Origin of the sequence: Streptomyces sp. 2323.1, from assembly GCF_900221035.1 — a bacterium.
Classification (GTDB): Bacteria; Actinomycetota; Actinomycetes; order Streptomycetales; family Streptomycetaceae; genus Streptomyces; species Streptomyces sioyaensis.
Map to the genome: position 1 here is coordinate 6,860,446 of NZ_LT907981.1, position 14,018 is coordinate 6,874,463.

General features: G+C 69.2%; 9 protein-coding genes and 1 CRISPR repeat array (1 of these 10 running past the window's edge). All 9 genes read right to left on the bottom strand.

Annotation, left to right across the window (positions count from 1 at the left end):
- Position 1: 1 nt before the first annotated feature.
- The 9 genes from CPH93_RS29705 to CPH93_RS29745 all read right to left on the bottom strand — a co-directional run bounded on the left by CPH93_RS29705 (position 2) and on the right by CPH93_RS29745 (position 12,879).
- The gene (locus CPH93_RS29705) at positions 2-2,794 is read right to left on the bottom strand and encodes a hypothetical protein (RefSeq protein WP_096214584.1); all 2,793 of its coding nucleotides are present in this window, start codon (positions 2,792-2,794) and stop codon (positions 2-4) included.
- Complete coding sequence (locus CPH93_RS29710) at positions 2,791-3,243, bottom strand: DUF6507 family protein (protein ID WP_096214585.1); 453 nt, start codon at positions 3,241-3,243, stop codon at positions 2,791-2,793. The genes CPH93_RS29705 and CPH93_RS29710 overlap by 4 nt, the downstream gene beginning before the upstream one ends.
- Positions 3,244-3,369: 126 nt before the next feature.
- Positions 3,370-3,681 (bottom strand): pore-forming ESAT-6 family protein, encoded by a 312-nt coding sequence (locus CPH93_RS29715; RefSeq protein ID WP_093642528.1) that lies wholly within the window; start codon positions 3,679-3,681, stop codon positions 3,370-3,372.
- 48 nt (positions 3,682-3,729) lie between these two features.
- Positions 3,730-4,062: a hypothetical protein gene (locus CPH93_RS29720; RefSeq protein ID WP_030080778.1), complete on the bottom strand. Its 333-nt coding sequence runs from the start codon at positions 4,060-4,062 to the stop codon at positions 3,730-3,732.
- Positions 4,063-4,262: 200 nt separating this feature from the next.
- Positions 4,263-5,681, bottom strand: a complete 1,419-nt coding sequence (locus CPH93_RS29725) for a DUF6177 family protein (RefSeq protein WP_096214586.1) — start codon at positions 5,679-5,681, stop codon at positions 4,263-4,265.
- An 85-nt stretch (positions 5,682-5,766) separates the two neighbouring features.
- Positions 5,767-9,741, bottom strand: coding sequence for a type VII secretion protein EccCa (eccCa, locus tag CPH93_RS29730; RefSeq protein WP_096214587.1), 3,975 nt, complete (start codon positions 9,739-9,741; stop codon positions 5,767-5,769).
- A 35-nt stretch (positions 9,742-9,776) separates the two neighbouring features.
- The gene (locus CPH93_RS29735; protein WP_096214588.1) at positions 9,777-11,018 is read right to left on the bottom strand and encodes a MinD/ParA family ATP-binding protein; all 1,242 of its coding nucleotides are present in this window, start codon (positions 11,016-11,018) and stop codon (positions 9,777-9,779) included.
- Positions 11,019-11,070: 52 nt separating this feature from the next.
- Positions 11,071-12,426: a type VII secretion integral membrane protein EccD gene (eccD, locus tag CPH93_RS29740; RefSeq protein WP_096214589.1), complete on the bottom strand. Its 1,356-nt coding sequence runs from the start codon at positions 12,424-12,426 to the stop codon at positions 11,071-11,073.
- 174 nt (positions 12,427-12,600) lie between these two features.
- Positions 12,601-12,879, bottom strand: coding sequence for a hypothetical protein (locus CPH93_RS29745; protein WP_096214590.1), 279 nt, complete (start codon positions 12,877-12,879; stop codon positions 12,601-12,603).
- Between the two features lie 514 nt (positions 12,880-13,393).
- Positions 13,394-14,018: a CRISPR direct-repeat array (repeat unit 29 nt; unit sequence GGGACCAACCCCGCGGGTGCGGGGAGCAG); it runs 380 nt beyond the window's last position.

Consider the following 14,018-nt stretch of genomic DNA (forward strand, 5'->3'; position numbering starts at 1 on the left):
GTCAGATCTTGAAGAATTCGAGGACGGCCCCAGCGTACTTACCGCCGCCGTCCGTGGCCTTCACCATGGCGTACTCCAGGTTGCCGCCGTCCAGGGCCGTCTTGAGCTCCTTGGCAAGGTCCGCGTTCGTCCATACCTTGCCCGAGGCATCGGTTACCTTCAGCCTCGGCCGGAGCTGCATCTCGGCGATGATGGTCCGCAGGTACGGCTCGGTGCCCTGCTTCACCATGAAGCCCTCGGCCGGGCCGACGCCCTTGCGCCAGAGGAGGCCGGAAGAGGGTGCCTTCGCCTCGATGATCATCAGATTGCCGTCCGGACGACGGTACAGCTGGTCGAACATGTTGGCGCCGTTGGGCGTCTTCGGCAGCGGCTGCTCCACCGAGCCGGGGAACCTCTCCGGGACGACGTGCAGCCGCGCCGCGTCCTCGCCCAAGCGTTCCGAGAACGAGGTGTTGTTGGAGGTGCTCTCGCCCCACTGCGGGGTCATGCGCGCGTCGAAACGCTCCTGCGCCTTCGCCAGCTCGTCGAGCGTATCGGCGGTGGGCGAGGCCTTGTGCACGCGCTCGGCGTTGGCGAGTTCGACGGAAGCCTTGCGGTCCTTGGCGACGTCGTCGAGGTGGTCGATCGCGGGCTGGGTCTCGTCGCGGAGGAATGGATCACGGCCGAACTTGGTCTCGGAGCCGGCGGACGGAAGGCTGTTCTTGGAGATCCAGGACCCGTCGCTGTCCTTGGCCAGGATCGGCAGCTCGACGTCGTCGATCTTGGTGTGGATGCTGAGACGGTGCCCGTCCGACCGGTAGTACTGGTTGAACCAGGTCTTGTCGGGATCGTTCGCCTTCTGCACGAACTCGTCCTGCTTGGCCTTGACCTGCTCGGGCGTCATCTGCTGCCCGGAAGCGGGGTGCGTCGGCTGGCCGTCGTGACCGCCCGCCGGGGCCGCGCCGTCGCCCGCACGGGCCGCGTCGTCACCGAAGCCCGGGATGTCGTCGAAGCCGCCGGGTCCGTGGCCGCCCAGCGGGTTGTGGGTGCCGCCGGTATTCGGGGTGTCCGGGTGAGTGCCGGCTCGGCTCGGAGCGTCGGTGCCGTGGGTGGTCGGGGAGTTGGTGTGGCCGCCGTGGGGGGGCTGGTTCAGGTCGTTGCGCGGCATGTTGTCCGGAGCGTGGCCGCCGGGGGTGCCGTGGTCGTCGGCGCGGCCCATGGGGCTGTGTTCGCCCGGCCCGGTGTCGCCGTGGCCTGCGTTGTCGCCGGCGCGGGCCGGGTCGGGAACGTCCGAGCCGACGCGTGTGAAGTCGTCGCCCCGTCCGCCGACGCCGGCCGGGACCCGCTGTTCCTGGTGGGCCGGGGTCTCGATCCGTGGGTTGTCCGCGCCCGTGGCGGGTTGGGCGGGCTTGCCCTTGGGGGCGTCCTTGGCGTCCTGGAGGAGGCTGCCGTCGTCTTTGCTGTAGAGGTGGCCGGCGGCGTCCGTGTAGTTCCCCGTGAAGGGGTCCTTCACCGTGTGCGCGGGGAGGGTGACCGTGCCTTCGGGCAGCTTGATTCTGCCGCCCGGGAGTTTGGTCGCCCCTTCCGGAATGGCGGCGCCGTCGGGCAGCTGGATCGTGCCGTCCGGCATCTTGGCGGCGCCCTCGGGCAGGCTGTAGGCACCTTCGGAGATCTTCGGGACCTCGACGTGGCCGAGGCCCTTGAGGTGGGCCATCACGTCGCCGACCTTCGACAGGCCCGCGCCTGCGCCCTTGATGACGTAGGTCATCGGGTCGACGGCGCTGCCCACCTTGCTGACGACGGACAGGCCCTTGGCCATCATGCCGGCCTTGCCCGCGCCCTCCACGGCGGCACCGCCACCACGGGTGAAGACGGCGGTCACGATGTTGAAGGTGACCGCTCCGGCGGCCCGGGAGCCGTTCGATTCCCACTGGTCCCAGGCCACCATGGCCTTGCCGGTATCCAGCACCGCGGTCCGCGAGTCCCGCAGCCAGGACGGAAGCATGTTCCCCGGCGCGGTCAGGTAGGCGGGGCCCACGATGGGCAGGGTGCTGATCGTGAATGCGGTCGAGAGCTTGGCCAGACCGAGCCACGCCTGACCGGCGGCCTCCCCGCCGTGCCCGCCGAACAGGGTGTAAATGCCGTCGATGGTGCCCCCCACGCCGTCGACGATGAAGCCCTTGGCGAAGTCGTAGCCGTGCTCCCACACCTGCCACCAGGGAACGGATTCCTCGACCGCGTCCCCCCAGGGAAGGCTCTTGGATGCCTTGAGGGCTTCGGCGTCGTAGCCGTATCCCTCCTTGTGGGAGGCGTCGATCGTGTGGAGCGCCTTGCCGCCTACCAGCGCGACGATTTTGGCGTGGCAGTCGCGTTCGGCTTCCTGGAACGCGGCCCAGACCTCGGCGATCTTGTTGCGGCGATTGAGGTTCTCGTCGGTCAGGTCGCCGTCCTCGCTCCAGTCGTCTTCGGCGGCCTCGTTGTCGCGGAAATCGGCGGCTTCCTGCTTGAGCTGCTTCAGCCGGTGGATCAGTGGCCTGATCTCACTGGCGTAGGTGCCCAGAGCCCCGGCGATGACATGCATGTCGTCACTCAGGTCGTGAGCCGTATCCGCCACCGGTTTGGTGACGCCGAACAGCTGCTCCGCCTCGGGTGCCTTGTAGAAGGCGGCCAGTCCGCCGAAGGACTTGTGGACGTCCGAGCCAGCGGTTTGGACCTTGGAGCCACCGCGGGACAGGGCCTTCGTCTTGGCTTCCAGAACGTCCAGATCACCGGTGAAGACCGGTACATCGGCCGGGTCGACCGGCGCGCCGCTCACTTCTTCTTCCCCCCGAAGTCCTTGAGAGCATCCAGCCGCACCCTGTGGGCGGCGTTCTGGGCGTTCTTGGCCGCCTCCAGATCGCCCTGGACGTACTCATTGGTGGCTTTGGCAGCCCCCAGAACGGCGGCCTGGCAGCGATCGGCCATGGCCTTCATGCGCGGCTTGCGCTTCGTTACGTACTCGACCAGCGCCGCGGCGACCGGCCCCGTCGCCTTATGCGGCAACAATTCGGGGGCCACCGGTCCCAACGGCTTGCCCGCTGGCGTCATCGGCCCGCGCATCGGCGTCATGGCGCTCGTGCCCGGCACGGCTGTACCCGCTGCCTGAGCCGCTTCCTGTATGTCAGAGAGCAGTGTGTTGAGGGCTTTCCCCAGATCTTCGGCATGCGTGCCGACGACCTTCAACTGGCCCTGCACTCCCTGCGGCTGGATGTCCCATGACGCCATGAACGCCCCCCTGCGTACACATTTCTTTCACCGCCGCAGCGACCCGCGCGGCGGCGTCCCCCACGGCCGGCAACCCGTCCGCGCACTCCGAAGGATTGCCTTATCTGTCGATGCGCTGAGGCAGGCTCAGCCGATGTTGTCGACCGCGGCCTTCGCGCGTGCGAGCGTCTGGTGCGCGGTGCCGTCGTTCTTCTCCAGCGTCGTCTTCAGCAGCTGGATGATGCTCCTGACCTCCTGCGAGGCGCGGTTCCAGCGCAGTTCCTTGCCGTGGTACTCCTCTGCGACACCATCCGCGGCGAAATCCGACATCGCCGCCTTCACCTGCGCATCACGCGCCGCGATCACCTGCTCCAGGCGCGCGATCACCGCCTGGATGTTGCCTTGTGCCTCCGCGGACGCACCCGAGTCGTACGAACGACGGTCCATGCCAGCAGCCATCACAATCACTCCCCCTGAGATCTGAGTACTTCTGTCGCAATCGGGCTGTCAGCGGCCCGAGAAGCGGGCCGCGTCGAAGTTCGCCGCCGACATCTGCGACCGGGCGTTGTCGGCCTGCTCTTGGTCGCCCGAGCCGAAGGCCGTCTCCATGCCCGACTGACCGCCCACAATCGCGGCCAGCGCACTGTTCAACTCCGCCGCGATCTCGTCCGAGTGCGACTTGAACGAGTCGAACGCCGCCTTGCCCGACCCGTTGAACTTGCCTTCCAACGGCTGTGCTGCTTGCACGAGCTGACGGATCAACGTCCCCAGCTCCGTGCTCGACCCCTGCGACTTCGACCTCAGGGTCGAGAGCGTCTGCGCCCCCATGTCGAACTTCATCGGGCTCCCCCCGCCGGATTTGACGATCGTATGTGCGGTCATGCCTATCAATTGCGAAGTCATTGGTGCAATCCGCAATCCCGATGCTATGCCCAAGGTCTGACAACGGCTCAAAACAGCCAGGAGCTCACCCACTTGCCATGCCTGCAGGGTGCCTGGCAGGAGGTCCACGCGCACGTTCCCCCCTGTGCCAGGTGCTCTCACTCGCCTTTCAGATGCCGCATCAGGCGTTCGAAGTCCTGCCAGCCCGAGAGATCCAACGGATCCCCAGGCAGCGCGTAGTACATCGCAGGGCGGGTCTTCGGACCGAGGGGGACAGGCGGCTTGGACAGTGGCGTCTTCCGGGCACGGTCACCGGGCATCTGGCGGACCTCCTCCGCGCCGAGCACGAAGGCCAGCGGGACACCGGGCCCCTCGAAGCGGGGCGGCACCGCCAGGTCGCGGCGGGCTTTGCGGACCTGGACGAGCATCGACAGCAGCCGATGGCGGGTGGCGAGCACCTCCGCGGCCCTGGGAAGGGCGTCCACCGGCGGCTCCTCGTCGGGGCCGTAGCCGAACATCAGCGTGACGTACTCCTCCACGCCTGCCTTCGTACGGCTGATGCGCACCGTGGCCAGGCCCGGCCGGTCTGGGCCGCCGACCACCACGAACCAGGTCGGCTCGGGCGACCGCTCGTAGGCGAGGTCGGTCATCTGGCGCGGCGACCAGGGGAGGTTGGCGGGCTCCGCGGTTCCCCATCCCGCCGGGGGCTCACCGGTGAGTTCGCGCCATATCGACTCCAGCGCACCGCCAAGGACCAGACGCTCGTCCGCAGGATGGACCGCGCGGAACGTAATGGCCAGCTGCTGTTCACCGGTGTCCGTGACCTCCTGGTACGAGGCAGCTACCGGGGTGCGAGGGTCATCGACGGTCGCGTCGGCTGCCGCCACCGGCGCGAACATGCCGTCCTGCCAGCGCAAGACGGCTCCGGACTGTCCGTCGTAGTAGCCGTCCCGCTCGTCGCGCACGACCCAGCGAGAGGGCCAGCTGCTCAGGCTGGCGCGAACGGCGGGGGAAAGCGTGGTTCCTGGCGGGGTGACGACCTGGAGACCCAACTCTGCGCCGGCGGCTGTCTGGAACGCGTCCTGGAGCCAGGCCGTCATGGCCACTACCGGGCGGTCCTGGATGACGACGGCGACCTTGTCGGTAAGGACGTCGACCGCGGGCTGGCCGGCGGCGGGCGTGGGCGCAACGCTCACGCCTTCGGTCTTCACCACGCCCAGGGACTGCGCGGCTTCAGGCGGCCAGGCGGAGCCGTCAGCCAAAGCGGCCAGCCGGGCCGCGAAGGTGCCCGCGAGCCGCTCGGCTTCTTCCACACCGGTGGTCGCGCGGGCCTCTGTCCACCAGTACGGAAGTGGTGGCGGGGTGGCTCCGAGCAGCCGCTCGGCCTCACCCGCGACCTGTACAAGCAGCGGTGCCTCGACGGAGACGAGGGGGCGTCCCTTCTCGTCGCACAGTCGCACGACGGCCCCCTCGCCCGCTGTGTCCACCAGCTTGTCGGGGCCTCCGGAGAGCAGTCCCGCGAGCATGGCCGACGGGTCGGGCATGCGTTGGGTGAGGGCGATGACGTCCTTGGTCATGTTGTTCTCGTCCGGTCCTTCATCGTTCGGGGCATGGATGCCGTGTGTCTCGTGGTTCGCGTGGGCGGGAGAGCTCTCCTAAATGTCACCTGGGGGAGTGCACGGTCTGGATCAGGCGGTTGGTCTGGCCCCGGCGTATGAGGACACCGCGGCCCGGCGGCTGCCAGGAGGCGTAGACGCCGGGGAACAGCTGGCCCTCGCCGCGGTCCCCGGCCATGAGGAGTGCCGAGGAGCCCGATTCGCGCAGGCCCTGCACCAGGGGCTCGTAGATGCCGCGTGAGGCGCCTGCGACGCGGCGGGTGAGGACGAAGTGGAGGCCGATGTCCACGGCGGAGGGGATGTAGGGCAGGAAGCGGGCCAGTGGTTCCTGGCCGGCGGTGGTCAGGACGTCGTAGTCGTCGACGAGGACCACGATCCGCGGGCCGCCGCCCCAGCTGCCCGGTTCCAGGTCCTCGAGGCCTGCGCCGTCATCGGGAAGTCGCTTGTCCAACTCGGTGCAGACCGCAGCGGCGAGGCCCGCGCACAGTTTGGCGTTGTACGCGTAGCCGCCGTTGAACTCCTCGGGGATCGCACCGCGCAAACCGCGCCGGGGATCCATGACGGCGAAGACCAGCCCGTCCTCGCTGTAGCGCTCCATGAGGCCGCCGGCGATGGTCTTCAGGAGGTTCGTCTTGCCGCACTCGCTGTCGCCCATGATCAGCAGGTGCTGGTCGTGCTGGAACAGGTCGAGCAGTACGGGTTCGAGTGCCGTCTGGTCCAGGCCGATGGGCACCCGCCGGGGTTCGGCGACCGGACCCGGCAGGACGTGGGGCTCCAGGAGATGCGGCAGCACCCGCACAGGCTGTGCGACCTCGCCGCTCCAGGTGGCGCGGACCGTCCGTGCAGCGCGCTCCAGCACCGCGCCCAGGTCCGCGGTATCGGCGAGTGAGTCCGTACGGGGAAGCGCGACCTGCGCGAAGAGCTTGCCGGCGGTCAGGACGCGGCCGGGCTCGTCGGGGGAGAGGGTCATTGCCAGCTTGCTGTCGATGCTGGATTCGCTGGGGTCGTTCAGCCGTAGCTCGACGCGGGTGCCGAAGTTCGACTGGACGGCGATGCGCACGTCGTTCCAGCGGAGCATGCCCGCCACGACGTGGATGCCGTAACCGCCGCCGCGTTGGAGGATGTCGGCGACGGCGTCCTCCAGCTCTTCGAAGTCGTCGCGCAGCGCGCCGAAGCCGTCGATGACGAGCACGATCTCGGCGGATGCCAGCTGGGGCAGCCGGCCCGCCGCATGCAGGTCGCGCAGCTGCTCGACAGAGTCGATGCCGTGCTCGCGGAAGAGTTCCTCCCTGGCCGCGAGCATCGTTCGCACCTCGTCGACGGTGCGGGCCACCCGCTCACGGTCGACGCGACCTGCGACACCACCGACGTGAGGCAAGCCCGACAGGGCCGCCAGGCCGCCGCCCACCAGGTCGAGACCGTAGACGCCGACCTCCTGCGGAGTGTGGGTCAGGGCGAGCGCGAGGACCAGGGTGCGCAAGAGCGTGGTCTTGCCGGATTGCGGGCCGCCGATGATGCCGGCGTGGCCGCCCGCCACCGTCAGGTCCAGGTACCACTGGCCCTGCCACTGTCTGGCCGGATCGTCGAGCAGACCGAGAGGTACCTCCAGTGGGGCGCGGCGCCCCGCGAGCTGCATACCGCGGGTGCCGACATTCAGCGGTCCAGCAACCCTGTCCAGGGCGATCGCATCAGGTAGGGGCGGTAGCCAGATGCGGCGGACCGTACCGGCGGCGTTGGCCAGCTGCTCGACCATGACGCCCAGTTCGGTCGGCCCCATCTCGCGGCGCCGCACCGGCTGCTCCGGCGAGCTCGCGTCCCCCGCTCCGGCCGTGGAGTTGAAGGTCTCATAGGGCAGGGCGAGGGGCCCGGTGTCCTCTTCCTCCCCGCGTTGCACGGGGCCGCGGTAGGCGCCCGAGACATAGCTCGCCTTGAAGCGGTCGTAGTGGCTGGTGTCGACCTTGAGGTAGCCGAATCCGGGCAGCGGCGGGAGGTGGAAGGCGTCCGTGGTGTCCAGGACCGTGCGGGATTCGTCGGCGGAGAAGGTGCGCAGGCCGAGCCGGTAGGAGAGGTAGGTGTCCAGGCCCTTGAGGTTGCCGCCCTCGATGCGTTGGCTGGACAGCAGCAGGTGCACTCCGATGGAGCGGCCGATGCGGCCGATGGACAAAAACAGGTCGATGAAGTCCGGCTTGGCGGTGAGCAGTTCACCGAACTCGTCGATGACGACGAACAGGTGCGGCAGCGGGTCCAGGTCGGGCCGCTGGTGGGCGCGCAGCGCGGCGTAGTCCCCGATGTCGGCGATGTTGCCCGCGTCCTTGAGGACCTGTTGGCGGCGCTTGACCTCACCGGCGAGGGAGGCATGCACGCGCTCGACCAGACCGGCCTGGTTCTCCAGGTTGGTGATGACACCGGCGACGTGCGGCAGGTCCGCGAACGGCGCGAAGGTCGCACCGCCCTTGTAGTCCACGAGGACCAGGGCGAGGTCCTCCGGTGGGTGCGTGGCCACGAGGGCGAGGACGAGGGTGCGCAGGAGTTCCGACTTCCCGGAACCGGTGGCGCCGACGCACAGGCCGTGCGGGCCCATGCCGAGTTCCGAGGACTCCTTGAGGTCCAGGAGCACCGGCTCGCGGGAGTCGTTGATGCCGATGGGCACGCGCAGGAAGGCCCGCTCGCCGCGTGGGGCCCACAGGTGCGACACGTCGAGCTGCGCCACGTCGTCGATGCCGAGAAGGTCGGCGAAGTCGACGGGCCCGGTCAGGGGTGCGTCGGCAAGCGATTCGGCGGACAGGCGCAGTGGCGCCAGCATCCGGGCCAGGCCCTCGGCGAATGGGATGCCGGCCTCGTCCACGGTGCCGTGGGAGCCAACCGGCTGCTGCCCGCGCAGATCCTCGATGACGACCTGATCGGCGTTGACGGTGATGCGGACGCCGACGTGTCCGGGCTCCTGGACCCTGTGTTCGAGCAGGTGCAGGACGGTGACGCCCATCTCCCGCAGGCCGACCGCGTCGTCGGGACGTGGCAGGTCGACAGCGTCTTCGCCGTGTCCGTCGGCGACGACAAGCAGCCGGGAGATCATGGACAGGGCGTCATCGCCGGAGAGGCCGCGGCGGACCTCGGCCGCGTAGGACGCCCGGCGGCGCAGTTCGGGGCCGAGCAACCGGGCGAGTTGGGGTGCGGAGGGTGCGATTCGGCGCGCGGCGACCGGGCCGTCGTACTGCTCGGTGTCGAGCAGGTGTGGCAGCCACTTGGCCCACTCCCAGTCGGCGAGCCGGTCGCCGAGCACGGCGAGTGCCATCGCCACGTCGTCGGGGGCGTGCAGGGCAGCGGTCTGGACGAGTAGGGCGCGCGCGAGGCGCAAGCAGTCCTCGCGGGGGCCGATGACGCTGATGTCCCCGACGCGGTCGAGCGGGACGGTGAGGGGGAGTTCGGTGCCGGTGCGGAAGCGGGCCATCAGTGCCGACGCCTCGTTGAGCATGAAGCGGTCGGGCGGGGTGAGGACCGACGAACCCTGTTGAGCGATCTCCAGATCCCGTACGGGCATCTCGCCGGTGCCGACGCGCACGTGCAGGAAGTCACCGTCGACGCGGCGGCGCTCCCACAGGCGGGCCGGATCGCGCACGATGTCGTAGAGGGCGGCCGGCGGCGGGTTGAGGACATCGGCGCGCTCGCGCCGTTCACGCTCCTCGCCAGCCAGCTCCTCGCGCAGATCCTCCAGATAGGCCAGATACGCTTCGCGCTGGGTGCGGCGGGTGCGTTGCGCCTTGCCGCGCTGCGAGAAGACGAGCGCGACGGAGCCGATGACGGTGACGACGAGAATGATCGCGCCCAGCCCGGCGAACTGACTGTTGCGCACGACGGTCATCATCACCACGGACGACATGACGCCGGCGACAGGCAGCAGCGACATCGCGATGTTGCCCGCCTTTCCCTCGGGGAGGTTGGGCGGGGCCTCGATGATGCGCGCCTCGGAGGCAGCCGGGGGGCGGGTGGTCCTGGCCGGGCGGTGTATCAGTCGGGTACTCATCGTCGTCCGTCATTCACGATCGGGCTCGGCATCTGTCAGTGAGGCTGCTGGGAGAGGGAGAGCTGGAATACGTCCGCGGCAAGGCGAGCGACGGCTTCCCTGGTCGGGTGAGCAAGCAGTTCGGTATGGAGGCGGCCGCCAGCCGCCAAGTGCCGGTCGTACGGCAGCACCTGAACGCTCACCCCGGTGGACCTGAGCATCTGGATGGCCTCGTCCAGGTCGAGCCCTGAATGGGGCACCAATTCGGTGAGCGCGACAACCGTGCTGGCCATCACATGCCGCGGCAGCCCCTGCATCCACTGCAGCACCGAATACGTACTGCTGATGCCTTCCGGCGTGGCAGGTGCGGTCAGAACACGGCCATGCGCGGCAGCGAGGGCGACCCGGCCGACTTCGGCGGGCAACGTCTCACAGTCGATGACCATCACACCGAAGTAGCGACGCAGCGCCACCACGACCCGCTCGTATGCCTGGCTGTCCAGCATCACGCCGATCTGGCCCTGGCTGGCCGGCAGCAGCCAGGCGTTGTTGGGGAGTTGGACGAGATAGCCGGTGACGTCGAGCAGCGACATGTTCGGCTGGACGAGGTCCGCGATATCACTGGTCGTCCAGCGCAGCGCCCCTGCGCCGAGCCGCAGCGGCAGCGAGCCAAGCGCCGGATCGGCCTCCAGAAAAAGGACCGGGTCCTGCCGGTAGTGCGCGTACGCGGTGCCGAGCAGCGCGGCGACGGTCGACTTGCCGGATCCACCCCGGATCGAGGTGACGGCGATCTGCCGGCCGGTCGTCACGGGCTGCTGGAGCACCCGAGCAGTGCGGGTGATCTCAGCGACCTCGCGCGCGGCTGACGACGAGAGCGTACGGCGCAGAGCGCGTGCGGCACGCGCGGCGATGGATTCACCGTGCTGCGGCTTGCGGCACACAGTGCCGGACAGGGCCTTGTTCTGTGCGGGCTGGGAGCTGGGGGCACTTTGGGGTGGGGGGCCCGGGGCGTATGCGGCCTGTGCCTGCTGCCTCTGTTTCTGGTACTCGGCCCGCTGCGGCCAGCCGTCCTGACGGCTCGCCTGCTGCTCCTGTCCCTGGTATGGGTAGCCGGCTTGCAGGGCTGCACCATCCCGAGGGGCGAGGTCTGCTGCCTGGGCACTCTGCGACGGCAGGTCCGGACCCGGCGCGGAAGCGCGGTACGCCTGCCCGCCGGGCCCCTGCGCACCCGCACTCTGCTGGGCACCGCTTCTCAGGTCGCGCAGCACGTCACCCTGCCAGCCGTCTCCGTTCGGCATGCCTGCCCTTCACCCCACCCTTCTGCCCCGCCCGGAGCGCCTGCACGTCGATTCAGAACTGGTTGAGCAGCTGCCCATATACCCCGAACACACCGAAGGCCAGAGGGAAGAGCCCCACCATGCCGATGGACTCGATCAGATCGCCTATGCGTCGCAGCCGCACCTGCACGTGCTCGGGCACCTGCACCGCCAAAACGACGAGGGGCAGCACCGCAGCCACACACAGCACGGCCAGTGGCCCGGTACCGCCCGCATGTTTCATCCACACCATCACCAGCCGCACCACGAGACACGACGCGGCGACGAAGAGCGCAACAACCTCAGCGATCAGCGGGAATGCTCGCGCCCTCGACGCAAGCACCACGACGACGAGCGATGCCAGCGCCACGGTCCACACGGTCGGCTTCTCGGCCAGGGTGAGCAGCCAGCCGGCAGAGGTAGCCGAGACCGCAGTCACGATCGTCGAAAGGGCAAGGCCGCGATGGGTCCCCGCGAGCGCGGTACCCACCTGGTGACGGGTGACAGAGATACCGCCCGAGCGCCGGTCATCGAGCGCGGTAAGTCCCGACGCCATCAGAGCCAGGCGCGGTAGCAGACCGAGCGCCACCAGCGAGAAGACACCCATGACGGCACCGAGCCGGGCAGGATCACCCTGAACGGCGGCAACCGCCTCCCACACGGCGGCGATCGTGGCCATCGTCAAGGCTCCAGCAAGCCCGCCCTTGCCAAGCGGCGAGAAGTATCCGAGGAACACCAGCGTCAAGACCAGCGCACCCGCCACGGCAGCGAGCCGCGCGCTCCCCGGCCAGCCGTAGGCGTCGGCGGCCGTCCATGCGGTGAGAACGCCAAGCCCGCCGGAGGCGACCAGGAGCGCGGTCGCCAGGCCCCGGTTTCCTCGTCCGATCCTGGCGACGAGCGCACCGGCCGTCAGGAGGACAAGTGTGATGGCCGAGAGAACACCGACCAGGGCGCCGAGTGGGAACTCACGACGGGCGAGCAACGCGGCGATCACTGCGAAGGCGACGGTCGCCGCCCCCGCGCTGGCCCGGCGGGCGACGGGACGCCAGCGCCAAGCCCGCAAGTCGAGGTCGTCAGCCACCTGGTCGGTGACGTCGTGGACTACGGGGGCGGGTGGCGCAGAGTGCGTCGTGACTAGCCGGAGCACGGTGCCGTCGGCTATCCCGGCCGATGCCAGCGTGCAGTCGTGCGGCAGGACGGAGCCGTCGGATGTCATCAACTGCCGTGTCAACGGGCGCGATGCGGGTCGGTCGTCCAATAGCTGCAGGACATCCGGGATCAACTGCCCTACGGGCGTATCGGAGCGCAGGACGACATCCGCCCGGCGTCGTTCGCCGACCAAGGTCACTCGGCTCAGTTGCGCCTGAGAAGTCGTTGCTCTGCTCACCACTTACGGGAACCTATCATCGCGGCGTTGACCCACCCTCGGGCCAAACTGGACATGCCGTCTGCGTTCGACTTCCACTCCGCCCCCGCGCCAGGGGACGCTTCTCGCGCCACGGGGAGCTCTTCGCCCAATTCCCAGCAATGTTGCAAACTCTGTCCGAATCTCATCTGTGGACTTTTAGGGTTGCGCCGATCGCGTCGGCTGCTCGTACGGCTGCACCTGCCACTGCTGCTTCTCCTGCTCAGCCTTCTGCTGCGCCAGCGTGTGCTGAAGGAAGGACCACCCCACGCACCCCGCACACAGAACAGCCGTGAACGCGATCCCCGCGAACACCTTCCCCAGCCGCTCGTCCGCCGAGCGCCGCCCCCGCTGCGCCCCGAACAACAGGGCATCCCGCATCCTGCGCCGGCGTACCGCCACCGACTCCAGCAACTGACTGTCGTAATCCCGCGCCATCTCGTCGTCCGTCGTCTCAGTCGTCCGTCACTTCAGCCACGGTCTGGCTCCTCGGCCGTCGACGGTCAGGCGCAGACTGTCACTCCGAGACGCTCCCGCGTGACAGCGCACTTCCGCGTCTACCACCGCGCAGTCGGCACATTGGGCACCGTAGCCGCATGACGATACTCCTAGCCACCGACGGCGGCGGGGCCGTCGCGTACGAGCCGCCAGCCCACCTGACACATAGTGGTCGCGATGACGGTGCGGCCGGTGCACTTGCGCCTGCGTCCCCTTCTGGAGGAGACGAAGCTCTCGGCCGGTCCCGCGGCGGGATGACGACGAAGCTACACCTGAGTGTGGGACGGGGCGGTCGCCTCGACGAGCCACTCAACCAGTACGGTCCGCACCGGCAGGTTGTCCCACCGGCAGTGACCGCTGGCTTCCTGGGCGGCCCGCAGGGACCAGCTCAGCCCCGCAGGCGGGACCACTGTCAGCGGTCGGCCGGGTGCAGCTCGTGCGCGCCGGTACTGAGGGGACCAACCCCGCGGGTGCGGGGAGCAGCCGACGGTGCATGCGATCGGCCCGCACGTCGTGGGACCAACCCCGCGGGTGCGGGGAGCAGCCCCGGGAGGTAGCCCCCGTTTCCCCTCCCGTGGGACCAGCCCCGCGGGTGTGGGGAGCAGTGGCAACCGGTCGCTCACTATGGCGCGGCCAAGGGACCAACCCCGCGGGTGCGGGGAGCAGGAAACGCGCCGCACGGCCGGAACGTACGGGAGGGGACCAACCCCGCGGGCGCGGGGAGCAGGAGATGGAAATCCTGGACGCCTACAACGAGGTGGGACCAACCCCGCGGGTGCGGGGAGCAGGAACAGAGCTGCGGTGGGACGCGTCCGGCTCTGGGACCAACCCCGCGGGTGCGGGGAGCAGGCTGCGTCCGAAGGGGCCTGGATGCGGTGGCAGGGACCAACCCCGCGTGTGCGGGGAGCAGATGTCCGCATGGTTCACGGACAAAGTCCGCCGGGGACCAACCCCGCGGGTGTGGGGAGCAGCGGTGACGCTGGGCGGCCCCCTGTTCTTCGAGGGGACCAACCCCGCGGGTGCGGGGAGCAGTCGACAGTCAGCGGGTCGTGGACGGTGACGTCGGGACCAACCCCGCG